The 16576-nt window shown below is 70.1% G+C and carries 19 protein-coding genes; 6 read left to right on the forward strand and 13 right to left on the reverse strand.

The features are described 5' to 3' along the window. Positions 1-231 precede the first annotated feature (231 nt). Both ACFSC0_RS10200 and ACFSC0_RS10205 read right to left on the reverse strand, forming a co-directional pair. Entirely contained in the window at positions 232-2844 is a 2613-nt protein-coding gene (locus ACFSC0_RS10200; RefSeq protein WP_377283044.1) for a TonB-dependent receptor, read from the reverse strand. A 141-nt stretch (positions 2845-2985) separates the two neighbouring features. Further along, on the reverse strand, positions 2986-3975 hold the full coding sequence (locus tag ACFSC0_RS10205) for an NAD(P)H-quinone oxidoreductase (RefSeq protein WP_377283043.1): 990 nt from the start codon (positions 3973-3975) through the stop codon (positions 2986-2988). Positions 3976-4059: 84 nt separating this feature from the next. Here ACFSC0_RS10205 and ACFSC0_RS10210 point away from each other — a divergent pair, with 84 nt between their 5' ends. After that, entirely contained in the window at positions 4060-4272 is a 213-nt protein-coding gene (locus ACFSC0_RS10210; protein WP_377283042.1) for a DUF1192 domain-containing protein, read from the forward strand. A gap of 93 nt (positions 4273-4365) precedes the next feature. After that, positions 4366-4878, forward strand: coding sequence for a protease adaptor protein RcdA (gene rcdA, locus ACFSC0_RS10215; protein WP_377283041.1), 513 nt, complete (start codon positions 4366-4368; stop codon positions 4876-4878). A 107-nt stretch (positions 4879-4985) separates the two neighbouring features. Here the strand turns inward: rcdA and rpmE are convergent, their stop codons facing one another. Beyond that, on the reverse strand, positions 4986-5210 hold the full coding sequence (rpmE, locus tag ACFSC0_RS10220) for a 50S ribosomal protein L31 (RefSeq protein WP_377283040.1): 225 nt from the start codon (positions 5208-5210) through the stop codon (positions 4986-4988). Positions 5211-5327: 117 nt separating this feature from the next. Here rpmE and ACFSC0_RS10225 point away from each other — a divergent pair, with 117 nt between their 5' ends. Next, positions 5328-7163, forward strand: coding sequence for an ABC transporter transmembrane domain-containing protein (locus ACFSC0_RS10225; protein ID WP_377283039.1), 1836 nt, complete (start codon positions 5328-5330; stop codon positions 7161-7163). Positions 7164-7192: 29 nt separating this feature from the next. On the opposite strand, the gene ACFSC0_RS10230 is transcribed toward ACFSC0_RS10225, so the two are convergent. From ACFSC0_RS10230 to ACFSC0_RS10255, 6 genes are read right to left on the reverse strand one after another with little or no spacing between them, the layout of a single operon-like run. Then, on the reverse strand, positions 7193-8251 hold the full coding sequence (locus ACFSC0_RS10230; protein ID WP_377283038.1) for a glycerophosphodiester phosphodiesterase: 1059 nt from the start codon (positions 8249-8251) through the stop codon (positions 7193-7195). Then, the gene (locus ACFSC0_RS10235; protein WP_377283037.1) at positions 8248-9042 is read right to left on the reverse strand and encodes an inositol monophosphatase family protein; all 795 of its coding nucleotides are present in this window, start codon (positions 9040-9042) and stop codon (positions 8248-8250) included. Before ACFSC0_RS10235 ends, ACFSC0_RS10230 begins: the two co-directional genes overlap by 4 nt. A 60-nt stretch (positions 9043-9102) precedes the next feature. Beyond that, on the reverse strand, positions 9103-9753 hold the full coding sequence (thiE, locus tag ACFSC0_RS10240; RefSeq protein ID WP_377283036.1) for a thiamine phosphate synthase: 651 nt from the start codon (positions 9751-9753) through the stop codon (positions 9103-9105). Positions 9754-9767: 14 nt separating this feature from the next. Next, entirely contained in the window at positions 9768-9920 is a 153-nt protein-coding gene (locus ACFSC0_RS10245) for a hypothetical protein (protein WP_377283035.1), read from the reverse strand. Further along, the gene (cydB, locus tag ACFSC0_RS10250; protein WP_377283034.1) at positions 9904-10929 is read right to left on the reverse strand and encodes a cytochrome d ubiquinol oxidase subunit II; all 1026 of its coding nucleotides are present in this window, start codon (positions 10927-10929) and stop codon (positions 9904-9906) included. The genes ACFSC0_RS10245 and cydB overlap by 17 nt, the downstream gene beginning before the upstream one ends. Beyond that, positions 10926-12338 carry a cytochrome ubiquinol oxidase subunit I gene (locus tag ACFSC0_RS10255; protein WP_377283033.1) on the reverse strand — a complete coding sequence of 471 codons (1413 nt, stop codon included), beginning with the start codon at positions 12336-12338 and terminating at the stop codon, positions 10926-10928. The genes cydB and ACFSC0_RS10255 overlap by 4 nt, the downstream gene beginning before the upstream one ends. A gap of 167 nt (positions 12339-12505) precedes the next feature. Between ACFSC0_RS10255 and ACFSC0_RS10260 the strand changes: the two genes are divergently transcribed. Both ACFSC0_RS10260 and bfr read left to right on the forward strand, forming a co-directional pair. After that, positions 12506-12691 (forward strand): (2Fe-2S)-binding protein, encoded by a 186-nt coding sequence (locus tag ACFSC0_RS10260; protein WP_377283032.1) that lies wholly within the window; start codon positions 12506-12508, stop codon positions 12689-12691. Between the two features lie 163 nt (positions 12692-12854). Beyond that, positions 12855-13343 carry a bacterioferritin gene (bfr, locus tag ACFSC0_RS10265; protein ID WP_377283030.1) on the forward strand — a complete coding sequence of 163 codons (489 nt, stop codon included), beginning with the start codon at positions 12855-12857 and terminating at the stop codon, positions 13341-13343. 149 nt (positions 13344-13492) lie between these two features. Here bfr and ACFSC0_RS10270 read toward each other — a convergent pair whose 3' ends face one another. The 4 genes from ACFSC0_RS10270 to ACFSC0_RS10285 all read right to left on the reverse strand — a co-directional run bounded on the left by ACFSC0_RS10270 (position 13493) and on the right by ACFSC0_RS10285 (position 16023). Beyond that, positions 13493-14269, reverse strand: a complete 777-nt coding sequence (locus tag ACFSC0_RS10270; protein ID WP_377283029.1) for a ParA family protein — start codon at positions 14267-14269, stop codon at positions 13493-13495. A 69-nt stretch (positions 14270-14338) separates the two neighbouring features. After that, positions 14339-15127, reverse strand: a complete 789-nt coding sequence (locus ACFSC0_RS10275; protein ID WP_377283028.1) for a GIN domain-containing protein — start codon at positions 15125-15127, stop codon at positions 14339-14341. A gap of 18 nt (positions 15128-15145) precedes the next feature. Further along, positions 15146-15700, reverse strand: a complete 555-nt coding sequence (locus ACFSC0_RS10280; RefSeq protein WP_377283027.1) for a DUF1700 domain-containing protein — start codon at positions 15698-15700, stop codon at positions 15146-15148. Then, positions 15697-16023 carry a PadR family transcriptional regulator gene (locus ACFSC0_RS10285; RefSeq protein ID WP_377283026.1) on the reverse strand — a complete coding sequence of 109 codons (327 nt, stop codon included), beginning with the start codon at positions 16021-16023 and terminating at the stop codon, positions 15697-15699. Before ACFSC0_RS10285 ends, ACFSC0_RS10280 begins: the two co-directional genes overlap by 4 nt. A gap of 316 nt (positions 16024-16339) precedes the next feature. On the opposite strand from ACFSC0_RS10285, the gene ACFSC0_RS10290 reads away from it, so the two are divergent. Next, a complete protein-coding gene (locus ACFSC0_RS10290; RefSeq protein WP_377283025.1) occupies positions 16340-16561 on the forward strand; it encodes a hypothetical protein in 222 nt (73 codons plus the stop codon). The last annotated feature ends 15 nt before the right edge of the window (positions 16562-16576 follow it).

A 16576-nucleotide genomic window follows, 5' to 3' on the forward strand; every position in this document is an offset into this window, starting at 1 on the left:
CGTCTTGCGGCTCACGATTGTTTCTCCCCAACAGATCGTCGTTATTTTTCGTTGGTCGGAAGGTGCGGTACGGCGGCGCTCCCGTCAACGTCACGTCGTTTCCGCACTGTGCCGGAGCGATTCTAAAGAGTGGTATCCAGCGCCGGTGTGTTGGCCGGGCCACGCCGCGGGCAAAGAAAGGGCGCGCCGCGGAAGCGGCGCGCCCAGGTGGCTCTAGAGGGATCTAGGGCTCTAGAAGCGATACTGGATCTGCACCCCGTAGGTCCGGGGCGGGACCAGCGAGTAGGCCCCCGGCTGAATGACGCCGAGCGAGTTGCGCGAGGCGCCAATGCTGTCGATGTCCTCCTCGTCCGTCAGGTTCTGGACGTAGGCGACCAGGGTGTAGCGGTCCTCCGCGTCGGTGAAGGTCAGCCGGGCGTCGATCTGGCTGCGCGACGGGGCGAGGTTCAGTTCGCGGTTGAACATCGAGGAATAGACCTCGTCCCGCCACAGCCAGCTGATCGAACCGGTCAGGGAGCCCGGTGCGAGATCCCAGGTGTAGAGGGCGTTCACGGCCACCTTGTGCTTGGGCGAGGCCGGCAGCGTCTGGCCGGCCAGGTCCTGCCCCCGGGTCGGCTGGCCGGTCGCGGCGTCGATCGGTCCCAGCGGGCCGGCCGGGCGGGCGCCCGGGAGCATGGCGGTCGGATCGTCGGAGTCGACGATGCAGCAGGCTTCGTCGATCTGGGCGTCGAGATAGGCGTAGTTGGCCAGGATCCGGAGGTTGTCGAGCGGCGCCCAGGTGCTCTCGATCTCGATCCCCTGGATCGTCGACTTGGGCAGGTTGAAATAGGTGGAATAGCGGGGGCCGATTTCCGGCTGGTAGGTCACCAGCACCTGGGCGTCGGTGTAGTCGTAGTAGAAGGCCGAGATGTTGGTCTGGAAGCTGCGCGACCAGTCCCGCTTCACGCCCAGTTCGTAGGCGTCGACGAACTCGGGCTTGGTCTCGGGGAAGGCGGTGATGGTGCCGGAGTTGAAGCCCCCGGCCTTGTAACCGCGGCTGTAGCGGCCATAGACCAGCGTCTCCTCTTCGGGCTTCCACTCCAGGCCGGCGGTGCCGGTCCAGGCGTCCCACTCGCCGGCCAGGGCGCGCGAGCGGATGCCGGTCGCCGGATTGGTCACCGCCGGACCGACCACGCCGTTCTGCGGCGCGGTCACCCCCGCCGGCGGCAGGCCCGAGGCCACCGAGTTGGTGATGTCCAGGGCCGGGGTCAGGGAGCCCAGGTTGGCGATGGTGGCGTTGGCGGGGCTCACCCCGAACAGGCCGGCGATCGAGGCCAGGCAGGATGGCAGGCCCAGGCACATCTGCCGGGTGCTTTCGACGCCGGCCTTCTCGTCCTGGGTGTAGCGCAGGCCGACGGTGGCCCTCCAGGTGGGGGCGAAGGACCAGTCGATCTGGCCGAAGACGGCCTTGGACTCGGCCTCCATCGCCTGGTTGGTGTGGTAGATGATCCGCAGCGGGTTGGGCGCGGCGCCGAGCGGGGCGGCCAGCTGCGGCTGGTCCGGCTCGGTCAGGGTGACCGGCTGGCGGTACTTCTCATGATAGTAGTAGGCGCCGACGATCCACTGGAGGGGCCCCTCGGTGGTTGAGGTGAGGTTCACCTCGTGGCTCCACCACTCCTTGTCCTCCACATATTGCGAGACGACGTTCGGGAAGACCGTGAACGGCTGGCAGCGGGCCGGGCCCAGCAGGGCGCACAGGCCCGTCGGGTTCAACGGTACCTGGTAGGAGACGATCGCCGAGGCGTCGAAGTCGGTGGTCAGCTCGTAGTCGTAGTGCGAGTAGCCGGCCAGGTACTTCAGATCCATGCCGGGCAGGCGCCAGATGATCTCGCCGACGATCGACTCGCTTTCCTGGTCGTTCTCGCCGGGGATGTTGGTCGAGAACCCGCGCAGGTCGCCGGTCTGCAGCACGGTGTTGCCGCGGATCGGGCCGATGGCCACCAGGTTGGCGCCGCTCAGGTAGCCGAAGCCGGTCGAGGGCGACAGGCTGCCGGGCCCGAACAACGAGGGGTCCGGCTGGGCGAAGGAGCCGCCGCTGCGGCCGCCCGGCGAGGCGCGGTTGTTGTACTGGCTGAAGGCCACCTTCACCCAGGCCTCGACGTTCTCGCCCAGGTCGGCTTCCAGCTGTCCTTCGTAGTACCAGCTGTCCCGGATCTCGCCCTCGTCGGGGCCGCCGGCGTAGTTGGTGAACCAGCCCTCGTCCTGGTTCAGGCGCCCGACCGACAGGCGGTAGCGCAGTCCCTGGGTGATCGGGCCGGAGATCACCCCCTCGTAATATTGCCGGTCGTAGTTGGCGAAGGTGGCGCGGACCTCCGCGTAGAACTCGTTGGTCGGACGCTTCGAGATCGTGTTGATCGCCCCGCCGATGGAGTTGCGGCCATAGAGCGTGCCCTGCGGGCCGCGCAGCACCTCCACCCGGTCGATCATCAGCGGCGAGCCGCCGGCCGAGACGCTCGAGGAGGAGTAGACGCCGTCGACGTAGTTGGCGACGCCGCCCTCGGAGGCGAGGTTGTTGGTCAGCCGTCCGATGCCGCGCAGGGTGATCCGGTCCGTCCCGACCGAGTAGTTCAGCCCCGGCGTGAAGTTGGTCATGTCGGTGACCGTCTCGATGCCGATCAGCTCGCGGCGCTCGGCCGTGAAGGCGGTGATCGCCACCGGCACATCCTGGATGCTCTCCTCGCGCTTCTCGGCGGTGACCACCACCTCGTCCAGGAGACTGGCTTCCTCCTGCGCCCGCGCAGCCGTCGCGCCGAACGCGACGCTCAGCGCCGCTCCGGACAGCAGCAACCGATGCTTGAACCCCATAGTCTCCCCCGATCGCTTATCAGTGTTATCTGTTAAGCTTAGAAATACGGGTATGTCTGCCTGCGCGTCAATGCCCAGACGAATGACGCGCTGGGGTCCGCGTTCGAATTTCCAGTACAGACGTGGGGCGGGGCTCGCCCGTCAGGTGACGAGGACGACCTTCCCCAGGTGCGTCCCGCTCTCCACGTGGGCGTGGGCCTGGGCGGCCTCGGCGAGCGGGAAGGTGCGGTCGACGTGGGGCCTGACCTTGCCGGCCTCGATCCAGGGCCAGACCACGCGCTCGACCTCGGCGGCGAGGCGCGCCTTCTCGTCGGCGGGGCGGGGGCGCAGGGTCGAGCCGGTGATCAGGCCGCGCTTCTGCATCAGCCGGCCGATCGGCACCTCGAGGGTCCCGCCGGCCTGGGCGGCGATGTAGACGATCCGCCCGCCGGTGTTCAGCGCCTTCAGGTTCTGCTCGAAATAGGGGGCGCCGACCATGTCGAGGACCACGTCCACGCCGCCCTCGCGTGCGGCGACCTCGGCGAAATCCTCGCTCGTGGCGTCGACGGCGACGTCGGCGCCCATCTGCCGGGCCTGTTCGGCCTTGGCCGCGCCGCGGCCGGTGGCGATCACCTTGGCGCCGGCGGCCTTGCCCATCTGGATGGCGGTCACGCCGATGCCGGAGGTCGCCCCGTGGACCAGCAGGGTCTCGCCCGCCTTCAGCGACCCGTGCTCGAAGACGTTGGCATAGACGGTGAAGACGGTCTCGGGCAGGCCGGCCGCCTCGGTGAAGTCCAGGCCCTTCGGCATCGGCAGGGCGTGCCGGGCGTCGCAGACCGCGTACTCGGCATAGCCGCCCCCGCCCAGCAGGGCGCAGACCCGGTCGCCCACTTGCCAGCGGCCGGCGGCCTCCGCCACCTCGCCGGCGACCTCCAGGCCCATGGTTTCCGGCGCGCCCGGCGGCGGCGGGTAGAAGCCCTGGCGCTGGGCGATGTCGGGCCGGTTCACCCCGGCCGCCTGCACCTTGATCAGGATCTGGCCGGGCCCCGGCGCCGGGCGGGGGATCTGCACCGTCTTCAGGGCCTGGGCCGGGCCCTTGCCGCCCTCGATGGCGACCGCGGCCATGCTCTGGCCCTGCGTCGATTGGCTCATCGGTGTGACCTCCGCGAACTTGCGCCTTCACCGGCGCTGCGGCCAAATAGCCGGCTGGAGCTCAGGCCGCAAAGGGAGGCTCGCGTGGCCATCGACGAACCGGCGGATGTCCGCATCGGACGCGGCCAGCGCCTCGCCGAAGCGGTCAGGGAGGACCTGGAGCTGTTCGGCGTGGCCGAACTCGAGGAGCGGATCGCCATCCTGAATGGCGAAATCGCCCGGGTGCAGGCCCAGATCGACAAGAAGCGCTCCGGGCGCGCCGCGGCCGACGCCCTGTTCTCCGGCGGCAAGAATTGAGCTTTCTGGACAACGGCTTGGCACGGGCGTTGCAGCCCGCTAGAGGCGGAGCCGATTTGCTCCGCAGGCTGACGGAAGAGGCGTGACGCCCCCATGAGCGAGACCGACCCGACCGGGCCCTGGCGCGCGACCGTGATCCGCGATTTCGCCCGCTCTGAGCTGTTCGAGCGCACCTTCCAGGAGGGCATGGACCTCGTGGAGGAAACCGCCGCCTATCTGGACGGCGCCGGGCGGCAGGAATCCAAGCTGCTCTCCCGCAACGCGGCCCTGGCCTACGCGGCCGAGAGCATGCGGCTGACCACCCGGCTGATGCAGGTGGCCTCCTGGCTGCTGGTCCAGCGGGCGGTGAAGGAGGGCGACATGGCCCCCGAGGCGGCCTGCGACGCCCGCTACCGCCTGGGCGCCCAGGAGGTCTCCAAGTCCCGTCCGGAAGCCGAGGCCGAGCTGCCGCCGGGCCTGACCGGACTGCTGCACCGGGCCGAGCGCCTCTACGAGCGGGTCCGTCACCTCGACGAGCGGATGTACCTGGCCCAGGACGAAGGCGCCGAGCCCGCCAACCCCGTCCAGTCCCAGTTCGACCGCCTGCGCAGCGCGTTCGGGGGGTAGGAAGTCTCCTCTCCTGCGACGCGAAGCGCGGGGGAGAGGAGGGCGCCCAACGAAAAACGCCGCGCCCGAGGGGCGCGGCGTTTCGCGAATTCGGATTGTGACCCGAGCTACTTCCGCGTGAAGGCGCCGAACTTGGCGTTGAAGCGGGAGACACGGCCGCCGCGGTCCAGCAGCTGCTGGTTGCCGCCGGTCCAGGCCGGGTGGGTCTTCGGGTCGATGTCCAGGTGCAGCGTGGCCCCTTCCTTCCCGTAGGTCGAACGGGTCTGGTAGGTGGTGCCGTCGGTCATGACCACGGTGATGAAGTGGTAGTCCGGGTGGGTGTCTTGTTTCATCGCGCGTGCGCCTGACGTAAAGGGTCGGCCTGAATGAGGCAGGGCCCGCTGCGGCGGGCCCCAAAGGAGCCGGGCCTATACTTCAAGAGGGCCCCCGAAGGCAAGGGCGAGCGCTTAGTGAGTGAATCTGCGGCCCCGCAAGCCGACGCCCAGGGGCGGCCGAGCGCAGGCGCGAGCCTGGTCCACAACCTGACGGAGGAGGCCGCGCGGCGCGGCAAGAGCCGCGACCTCAAGACCCTCTCGCGCCTGCTGCCCTTCGCCCGGGCGCACATGGGCGATGCGATCCTCAGCGTCGTCTTCCTGTTCGGCTCCACGGCGGCGACGCTGGGCCTGTCGGGCGCGGTGCGGCTGCTGGTCGACAACCTGACCACCGCCCAGGCGGCGCAGGTCGACCGCTGGTTCCTGCTGCTGGGCGCGGTGGCGCTGGCGCTGGGGATCGCCACGGCGCTGCGCTACTTCTTCGTCACCAAGCTCGGTGAGCGGGTGGTCGCCGATCTGCGCAAGGCCGCCTACGGCCACATCCTGACGCTGGACCCGTCCTTCTTCCTGTCCGTGCGCACCGGCGAGGTGCTCTCGCGCCTGACCACCGACATCCAGATCGTCGAGACGCTGCTGGCGACCTCGATCTCCGTCGCCCTGCGCAACCTGGTGATGCTGATCGGGGCGCTGATCCTGCTGGTCTGGGTGAGCCCGACGCTGACCGGCCTGGTGCTGGCCGGCTTCCCGCTGGTCCTGGCGCCGCTGTTCCTGTTCGGCCGCCGGGTGAGGAAGCTCACCACCTCCACCCAGGACCGGTTCGCCGCCGCCGTCGGCTACGCCGGCGAGACGCTGGACGGGCTGGAGACGGTGCAGGCCTTCGGCCGCGAGCGCGCCGCCGCATCCCGCTTCGGCGAGGCGGTGGAGGACGCCTTCGCCACCTCGCTGCGGCGGATCACCGCGCGGGCGGTGATGACCGCCCTGGTCATCGCCCTGGTGTTCGGCGGCGTGGTCGGGGTCTTCTGGCTCGGCGTCCACGCGGGCCTGCGCGGCGAGATGAGCTGGGGCGCCCTCTTCCAGTTCGCCTTCCTCTCGGTGCTGGCGGCCGGCTCGGTCGGCGCGCTCGGCGAGACCTGGGGCGACCTGCAGAAGGCGGCCGGGGCCATGGAGCGGATCGGCGAGCTGATGGACGCCAGGCCGCGCATCGCCGCGCCGGCCGTCCCGGTCCCGCTGCCCAGCCCGTCCCGCGGCGAAATCGCCTTCGAGGACGTGGTCTTCGCCTACCCCGGCCGGCCCGACCTGCCGGCGCTGGACGGCTTTACGCTCCAGGTGCGGCCGGGGGAGCGGGTGGCGCTGGTGGGGCCCTCGGGGGCGGGCAAGAGCACCGTCTTCCGCCTGCTGCTGCGCTTCTACGACCCGCAATCGGGCGCGGTGCGGCTGGACGGTGTGGACCTGCGCGCCGCCGATCCCGTGGAGGTGCGCCGGCGGATGGCGCTGGTCGCCCAGGACTCGCCGCTGTTCTCGGGTTCGGCGCTGGAGAACATCCGCTTCGGCCGCGAGGACGCCGATCTCGACGACGTGCGCGCGGCCGCCCGCGCCGCGCAGGCCGGCTTCCTCGACGCCCTGCCGGAGGGCTATCAGACCCGCCTGGGCGAGCGGGCCCGCACCCTCTCCGGCGGCGAGCGCCAGCGGCTGGCCATCGCCCGCGCGCTGGTCCGCGAGGCGCCCATCCTGCTGCTCGACGAGGCCACCAGCGCCCTCGACGCCGAGAACGAGCGCCTCGTCCAGGCCGCGCTCGACACCGCCATGGCCGGCCGCACGACGCTGGTTATCGCCCACCGCCTGGCCACGGTCCTCAAGGCCGACCGCATCGTGGTGATGGAGGCCGGCAAGGCGGTCGAGCAGGGGACCCACGACGAACTGGTGGCCAAGGGCGGCCTCTACGCGCGGCTCGCCGCGCTGCAGTTCGGGACGTGAGAGCTCCCTCCCCTAAAGGGGAGGAAGGATTACTTCCCGCCGCGCACCTGCACCGCCACCCACGGGAAGTCGCTGAACACGCCGTCGATGCCGGCGGCGTAGAGGGCCCGGAGCAGGCTGTGGACGTCGCCGTAGGCGTCCGGAGCGGTCCCGCGCCGCAGGTTCGCGGGCAGGAAGTGGTTCTCGGCCCGGACGGTCCAGGCGTGGACCTGCAGGCCGGCGGCGTGGGCGTTGGCGACCAGCGGGGTGGGCGGGCCGACGGCGCCGTCGTCCAGGTTCAGCACGAGGGGCAGCTCCACGCCGATTCCGTCGGCGTAGGCCTTGATCGCCTTCAGGCCCGCCGGCGTGAGCATGTCGGCGTAGCGGGCGCCCTTCTCGTCGGCCGGCCCGCCCTCGGCGGCGATCAGCTGGACCCGGCGCACGGGCGAGAGCCGGCGGAAGCGCCTGAGCGACTCGGGCTCGAAGCTCTGCACGAACACCGGCGAGCTGCGCGAATCCAGGCTCTGCGTCTTCAGGGCCGCCGCGAGCCGCGGCTCGAGGGCCAGCCCGATCGAGCGGAAATAGCTCGGGTGCTTCATCTCCGGATAGACGCCGATGGTGCGCTTGGCCTTGGCGCTCTCGACGCGGGCCAGCTCGACGATCTGGTGGAAGGTCGGGATGGCCTCGTTGCCATCATACTTGGCGTTGGCGGGGCGGATCTTCGGCAGCCGTTCGCGGGCCCGCAGGGTCTTCAGCTCGGCCAGGGTGAAGTCCTCGACGAACCAGCCCTCCACCGGCTTGCCGTCGATGGTCTTGGTCTTCTTGCGGCGGGCGAAGTTCGGCTTGTCGGCGACGTCCGTGGTGGCCGAGATCTCGTTCTCGTGCCGGGCGACCAGGATGCCATCCTTGGTCACCACCAGGTCGGGCTCGATGTAATCGGCGCCCTGCTGGATGGCGAGGAGATAGCAGGAGAGGGTGTGCTCCGGCAGCTGGCCGCTCGCGCCGCGGTGGGCGATGACCAGCGGCCGCTTCCCGGTGACCTGAGCGTGCGCCGGCAGGGCGGCGGCGAGACCCGCCGCGGCGAGCGCGCGGCGCGTCAGGCCCGTCACGCGGCCGCCTGCAGCCGTTCGAGCAGCAGCGGGTGGAGGTCGAGGTTGGCGGCGCAGACGCTGCCCTTGGTCAGCACGTCCGAGCCGCCCTCGAGGTCCGTCACCTTGCCGCCGGCCTCGGTGACCAGCAGGGTCCCGGCCGCCAGGTCCCAGGGCGAGAGGTCCCGCTCCCAGTAGCCGTCGAACCGGCCGGCCGCGACATAGGCCAGGTCCAGGGCCGCCGAGCCGAACCGGCGCACGCCGGCGACCCGTTGGCTGAGCTGGTGCAGCTCCTTCAGGAACCGCGCGTGCTGGCCATGGCCCAGGAACGGGATGCCGGTGGCCAGCAGGGATTCGTCGAGCCGGGTGCGGGCCGCGACCCGCAGCCGCTTGTCGTTGACGAAGCAGCCCTTGCCCTTCTCGGCCCAGAACAGCTCGTTGGTGGCGGGGTTGTAGGTCACCGCGGCGACCACCTGCCCCTCGCGCTGCAGGGCGATGTTGATGGCGAAGTGCGGCAGGGCGTGCAGGAAGTTGGTGGTGCCGTCGAGCGGGTCGACGATCCAGGTGTGGGTCTTGTCGGTGCCTTCGATCAGGCCCCGCTCCTCGCCGTGGAAGCTGTAGCCGGGGCGGGCCTTGGTCAGGGCTTCGAACAGCACCTGCTCGGCCTTCAGGTCGGCGGCGGAGACGAAGTCGGCGGCGCCCTTCTTCGAGACCTGCAGCTCGGCCAGCTCGCCGAAGTCGCGGTTCAGCCCGCGGGCGGCCTTGCGAGCCGCATCGCTCATCACCTTCAGGAGGGCGGACTGGGTGGACATCTGGGCTCCGTGGACGTCGAGGGGCCGGGATAGTGGCAGGGTGGGGCCAAGGCAAGGCGCTTAGCCCCGTTCGGCCAGCCCCTTGGCGATCTCGGCGTTCAGCGCCGCGACGGCGGCCGCCGGGCCTTCCGGATGCTTCCAGACGCCCGCCGACACCGCCAGGAAGTCGGCGCCGGCCCGGACGATCTCGCGCGCGGTCTCGACGGTGATGCCGCCGATGGCGACGCAGGGGGTCTGCATGGTCTCCTGCCAGATGGTCAGGATCTCCGGTTCGGCGCGGGTCGGCGCGTCCTTGGTCGTGGTCGGGAAGAAGGCCCCGAAGGCGACGTAGTCGGCGCCGGCCTCGGCGGCCTCCATGGCCAGGTGCCGGCTGTCGTGGCAGGTCACGCCGACCATGCGGTCCGGGCCCATCAGCCGGCGCGCCTCGGCGTAGGGGGCGTCCGACTGGCCCACGTGCACCCCGTCGCAGCCCAGCCTGGCGGCCAGGTCCGGGCGGTCGTTGAGGATCACAGCCACGTCCCTGGCGTGGCAGATCGGCGTCAGGGCGTCGACGGCGGCGGCCACGACCTCGTCGGGGGCGTCCTTCAGGCGGATCTGCAGGGCCGCCACGTCGCCGGCGTCGAGCGCATGGGCGAGTTCGCGCCCGAACGCGGCCAGGTCGTCGATGGCGGGCGGGGTGATCAGGTAGAGGCGGCAGTCGGCTTGGCTCATGGCGGGGCTCTATATCAGCCCGCGGCGAGAAGCGCCCTCAGGCCGTAGGCGACCGCGGCGGTCGCCAGCAGGCCGGCGAGCGCCAGGCCGAAGAACCAGGCCAGCCGGCGCCACAGCGGCCCGGCCGGCTCGTCCCCCTCGGGCGGCGGTTCAATGATAGCCCGCACCGGCCGTCACCTTGCCGCGGAACAGCCAGTAGACCCAGAAGGTGTAGCCCAGGATCACCGGCAGCAGGATCGCCACGCCCACCAGCATCAGGCCCAGCGCGTTGTCCGCCGAGGCCGCCTGGCGGAAGGTCAGGTCGTAGGGGACGATGTTCGGGAAGAAGCTCACCGCCAGGCCGATGTAGCCGGACAGGAAGACGATGGTCGCGCCGAAGTAGGGCAGGGCGTGCGAATGGCGCTTCAGCCCGACGACCAGCAGGGCCAGGCCGGCCGCGCCGAGGGCGGGGATGGCGAGCAGGGGCGCAAGGCGGGCGAGGTCGAAGCGGCCGCCCTCCCAGCCCCATCGGACGGCGACTTCCGGATGGATGAAGAGCGTCGCCAGGCTCACCGCCGCCAGCAGCAGGGCGGTGGCCGCGGCGCTCACCCAGGCCCAGCGGCGGGCCCGGCCGTGCAGCTCGTCTTCGGTCCGCCAGATCAGCCAGCAGGCGCCCAGGAGGGCGTAACCGAACACCAGCCCGACCGCGACCAGCACGGTGTAGGGCGTCAGCCAGTCGTAGGCCCCGCCGGCGAAGGCTTCGCCCTCCACCTCGACGCCCTGGATGAAGCCGCCGAGCACGAAGCCCTGGGCCAGGGTGGCGACGATCGAGCCTGCGTAGAAGGCGCCCGTCCAGAAGGCCTTGCCCCGCCGCCGGCCGCGGGCCCGGAACTCGAAGGCGACGCCGCGCAGGATCAGCGCCAGCAACATCAGGAGGATGGGCACGTAGAGCGCCGGCCCCAGCACGGCGTAGGCCACCGGGAAGGCGGCGAACAGGCCGCCGCCGCCCAGCACCAGCCAGGTCTCGTTGCCGTCCCAGACCGGGGCGATGGTGTCCATCATGATGTCCCGTTCCTCCGGCGAGCCGGCGAACGGGAAGAGGATGCCGAGGCCCAAGTCCATGCCGTCGAGCAGCACGTACATCAGCACCGCCATGGCGATGATCCCGGCCCAGATCAGCGGAAGATCGAGGTTCATCGGCCGGCCTCCGGGTCGGGATCGGCGGGCGCGGCGGCCATCGGCTGGCTGGGCTGGCGCGGCCCCGGATGCTCGGGCGGCGGCTCGCCGGCGCCGGCTACGGGCCCTTCGGCCATCAGTCGCAGGATGTAGAGGGCGCCGACGCTGAACACGATGCCGTAGACGACCAGGAAGGCCAGCAGCGAGGCCGAGACCTCGCCTGCGCCCACCGGCGAGACCGCATCGGCCGTCCGCAGCACGCCGTAGACCACGTAGGGCTGGCGGCCGACCTCGGCGACCACCCAGCCGGAGATGACGGCGACGAAGCCCGTCGGGGCCATGGCGACGCAAGTCCGCAGGTAGGGCCGGCTGTGCTCAGGCCCCTTGGTCCGCCAGCAGAGCCAGGCGCCCCAGAGTCCGAGGAGGATCATGAGCAGGCCGAGCCCGACCATGATCCGGAAGGCCCAGAAGACGATGGCCACCGGCGGGCGGTCCTCGGGCGCCAGGCTCCTCAGGCCCGGCACCTCGGCGGTGGTCTCGCCGGCCACGATCCAGCTGCCGACCTTGGGGATCGAGATCTCCCAGCGGTTCGACTCCGTGGCCCGGTCGGGCCAGGCCGCGATGTGGAACGGCTGCTCGGCCCTCGTCTCCCAGAAGGCCTCGATGGCCGCGAGCTTGGAGGGCTGGCTCTCCAGCATCTGCTTGCCGGAGATGTCGCCGACCCACAGCTGCAGCGGCGCGACGATGGCCAGCATGCCGACCGCCATGCGCAGGGAGATCGCCGACTCGGTCTCGCCGCGCGACTTCAGCAGCCGCCAGGCCGAGGCGCCGGCGACCACCAGGGCGGTGGTCAGGTAAGCGGCCAGCACCATGTGGGTGAAGCGCTCGGGGAAGGTCGGCGAGAAGATCACCTCCATCCAGCTCGTCGCCCTGATCGAGCCGTCCGGGAGGCGGGCGTAGCCGCTCGGGTGCTGCATCCAGCTGTTGGCGGAGATGATCCAGAAGGCCGACATCAGGGTGCCGACGGCGACCAGCGCCGTGGAGGCGAAATGCAGGCGCGGGCCGACCTTGCGCCAGCCGAACAGCATGACGCCCAGGAAGCTGGCCTCGAGGAAGAAGGCGGTGAGCACCTCGAAGGCGAACAGCGGCCCGATCACCGGGGCGACGAAGGCCGAGAAGACGCTCCAGTTGGTGCCGAGCTGGTAGCTCATCACCACCCCGGAGACGACGCCCATGCCGAACGAGAGGGCGAAGATCTTCACCCAGAACAGGTAGAGGGTCTTGAAGGCCTCGTTCTTCGTGGTCAGCCACAGGCCTTCCAGCACGGCGAGGTAGCTCGCCAACCCGATCGTGAAGCTCGGGAAGATGATGTGGAACGCGATGGTGAAGGCGAACTGCAGCCGCGACAGCAGCAGGGCCTCGGCGTCCATGTCGTTCTGGCCTCGCACTCGGCGCGCGCGAGGCGCCCCGTCCGGTTGTGGAACGCCCAAGCTGGACGATGGCTCCCGCGGCGCCGCGTCGCAACCGCCCAGTTGCAAATGAGTTGCAACGGCGTTCGCATCTGGTACATAGGATCCATCTGCGAGGGGTTCGCAACTTGTACGTCTGCAATTGCAACGGGATCCGGGAACGTCAGGTCCGCGCCGCCATCCAGGCCGGCGCGCGGCGCCCGGCCGAGATCTTCAAGGCTTGTGACTCCAAGCCCCAGTGCGCCCGCTGCGTCTGCGATATGCGCCAGATGCTGGACGAGCAGGACGAGGCGCTGAAGTACGCCGCCGAGTAGCTCGGCCGCACGCGCCGATTACCAGAGGCGCGGCAATAAAATCAGAGACTTGCCGGCGTCGCTCGCAACTAAATCAGCGACCGCAAATCACTTGCAAAGATAGGCTTTGACTCCCCGCCCGACGCGCGGAAAGGCTGCGCGCGAATAGTGACGGAGAGCTTCTATGCAGGGCGACAGAGACATCATCCGGCTGCTCAACGCCGTGCTGACCAACGAGCTGACGGCGGTCAACCAGTACTATCTGCATGCCCGCATGTACGAGAACTGGGGCCTGAAGCGGCTCGGCAAGATCACCTACGAAGAATCGATCGGCGAGATGAAGCACGCCGACAAGCTGATCCGTAGGATCCTGTTCCTCGAGGGCCTGCCCAACCTGCAGGACCTGCACAAGCTGAAGATCGGCGAGAGCGTCGGCGAAGGCCTGATGGCCGACCTGGAGCTGGAGACCTCCGGCCGGGTCACCCTCGTCGAAGGCGTCAAGCAATGCGAGGCCGCCGCCGACTTCGTCTCCCGCGAGGTGCTGGTGGAGATCCTCTCCGACACCGAGGAGCACATCGACTTCTTGGAGACCCAGGTCGGACTGCTGCGTTCGCTCGGCGAGCAGAACTACATGCAGAGCGCCATGGGCGAGCTGGAAGGGGACGGGCACTAGCGCTTCTCCTACCTCCCGCCGCTTCGCGGGGGAGGTAGGGGTCGAATGCTACCGCCGCCGGTCGAACCAGCGCTTGATGATCGCGAAGGCGGCCGGGGCGACCAGGGCCGCAGCCATCAAGAGATAGACGATGCGGGCCTCGTCCGGCATCAGCCGAGCCGGCCCTCGATGGCCTGCGGCTGCGACGCCGGGGCCATCGCCGGCTCGGCCTCCTTGGGCGCCAGCAGGCCCATGAACTCCTTCACGGCGTTCACGTAGGTGTGGGCGATGGTGCGGGCCTGGCCCACGCCATAGACGCCGTTCTTCTCCAGCGTCGCGAGATCGCCGCCGAGCGCGAAGATCATCCGGAAGGCCTCCTTCTCGATGATCCCGGTGGGCAGGATGGCGATATTGTTGATCCGCAGCTGCTCGACGATGCCCTTCAGCGACTTGGGCCGGACGGCGGCCGGCAGGCGGGTCAGCAGGCAGGCGTGCTTGATCGGCCGGCGCAGCTTCTTTTCCGCATTGCCGACGATCTCGGCCATCTTCAGCGCCTGCAGCGCCTCGAGCGCCGAGGAGGCCAGGGGGGTGATGACCAGATCCGGCTTCACCGCCGTGAACGACAGGCCGACCCGGGCCGAGCCCTCGGTGTCGAGGATGATCCAATCCGGTTTCTTGCCGTTCGCCTCGCGCAGGGCGTCGGGCAGGTCCATCTCGAACGGCGCGGCGTGCACGCTGATGGCGTTCGGCCGGCCGGGCAGCGAGGCCCAGTGCACCAGCGGCTTGTTCGGGTCGGCGTCGATCATCGCCACCTTGTGGCCCTGCTCGACCAGCCCCAGGGCCAGCAGCATGGAAGCGGTGGTCTTTCCCGCACCCCCCTTGGGGCTGACAAACGCCACGGTCGGCAAGCGCAATACCTCGGGTCTGCGAAGAGGGTCGGCGCCCATATAGGGCACAGGCGCCGGTTTCGTTAAACCTCGCTCGCCTTGCGGGCGGAAGGAAGGCGCTTTGCCGCGTTAACTCGTCGCGTCCCGGGCGACTTCGCCCACCGTGGGCGCCGGTTCGGCGGGCGCGGCCCCGGCCTCGATGATCTTGCCGCGGCCGGTGACGTCGCTGTGCAGCTGCCCAGGGCGGCTGACCAGGGTCACCTTGCCCGAATCGGCCACCTTCAGGTCGGCCCGCGTCTGGGGCGCGAGGCTCACCTCGCCGAAGTCGCGGACGTTGGCCAGCACCTCGCCGGCCTGCAGCTGCGACAGGTCCGCGTCGGCCGATTCGCCGATGTTGAGGGTCAGCGATCCGGTGCGGCCCTGGATCGAGACGTCGGCGCGGCCCTCCATGGTCAGCATCAACCGGTCCTGGTCGTACCCGTGGACCACCAGGGTGTCCTCGTCGTCCAGCCGGAACTCGGTGATTCGCGGGGCGGTGATGGTGATGCCGACCCGCCGCCAGCCGTCCTCGTCGTCGTCGCCGCTGATCCGGCCGCCGGCGAGCTGGACCTCGTGGACGAGGCGGCTCGGGCCGCTGATCACCAGGGTGGCCGGGCCGTCCTTCTGGATGAACCGGACCTCGCCGGCCACGTCGACGTCCAGGCTCTCGCCGGTCCAGGGCAGTTCGCGGGTCGCCAGGTCGTCCGACGCCTCCCAGCGCCGTTCGGCGCGGTCCTCGTCGTCGTCCCAGCCGCCGAAGCTTCGATGCCAGTTGTGGTTAGTGAAGATGTCCGGACCGCCGAAGCTCACGGCCGCGGTGAAGCAGATGATCGCCGTGAAGAAGCCGGCGACGGCGATCAGCACGAGGTTGCGGATCATGGCGCAGCGTCCTTTCGGCTAGAGGGCCGGCTTGAGCAGGCGGAAGTGCAGTCGCCCGTACCAGACGAGGGCGTTGACCAGCCCGATGGTCACCAGGGTGAGCACCGCGCCGGCGGAGATCGAGCCGGCCATCAGTCCGAGGCCCGCGAAGATGGCGGTGACCGCGCCGCCCGGCGGGTCGAAGAAGGGGCCGCCGATGAACACCGCGCCGCCGGCGAAGAAGGCCGCGACCACGCCCATGCCGATGCCGAACAGGGCGCCCGCGACGCCGATCAGCAGCGGCAGGACGATGAGCAGGTCGAGCGCGCCCAGGCCGATGACGGCGAACACCGCGCCCATGGCCGCCGACGGGTTCTTCTGCTCTTCCCACATCCTGAGGCCCGCCTCGGCGCGCAGCTCGCGCGCCAGCCGGTCGGGATCGCCCAGCGCCTGGGCCACCTCGGCCTCGCTGCGGCCGGCCGCTTCGCCCTCGACGAAGTGGGCCTCGTAGTCGGCGACGATGTCGTCGATGGTCTGCGGGGGCAGGCCCCGCAGGCCGTCGCGCAGCCGCTGTAGGAAGATCTGCCGCGTCATGGCCCCTCTCCAAGGATGGTCGCGACGGCGCCCGAGAACTTGGCCCAGGCGGCCTTCTGGGTTTCGAAGCTCGCCCGGCCGGCGTCGGTCAGGCGGTAGTATTTGCGGGGCGGGCCGGCGGGCGACTCGACGAGGTAGGTCTCCACCAGCCGGTCGGCCTGCATGCGGCGCATCAGGGGGTAGATGGTGCCCTCGCCCATGTCGATCGCCTGCGAGAGCCGGCTGGCGATGTCGTAGGCGTAGCCGTCGCCGCGCGAGAGCAGGGCCAGGACGCAGAGCTCCAGCACCCCCTTCTTCAGCTGAACCTGGATGGTCTCGGTCACGTCGGCCGTTCCCTTGGCGTCCCTCGAGGTGAAGTCTTACGCAAGGTACTGAGCGATGCAAGCTAGCATGCATTAACTCGTAGTAAGGTGGCGCCTTCCCTCCCCTTCCAGGGGAGGGTGGTCCCGAAGGGACCGGGTGGGGGAGTCCGGTGCAGCAGGGAGCCGGCCGATCAGCGCTTGCGATGACCGTCGCTTCCCCACCCGTCCGATGCTTCGCATCGTCCACCCTCCCCATGAGGGGAGGGAAGAGAATTGAGGGAGCCTTTCGGCCGCCCGCCTGTTCTCAAGGTCTGACGAGACCTGGAGTTACGCGAGCATGCTCGACATCAGCTCTGGCGCCTTCTGGATGTTGGTGACGGTGATCGGCGTCGCCCTGCTGGGCGCCGCCATCGCGTGGGGGATGGCCTACAATTCCCGCCGCGACCGCCGCAAGGACGCCCTCACCGAGGCCGCCACCCGCGAGGAGTACGACCACCCCAACGCCGGCGACAAGCAAGGCCCGGCCGATCCCAGCCATCGGATGGGCGCCCAGCGCTAGGGGCGCCCCTTCTAA

Origin of the sequence: Phenylobacterium terrae (assembly GCF_042681205.1) — a bacterium.
Taxonomy (GTDB): domain Bacteria; phylum Pseudomonadota; class Alphaproteobacteria; order Caulobacterales; family Caulobacteraceae; genus Phenylobacterium; species Phenylobacterium terrae.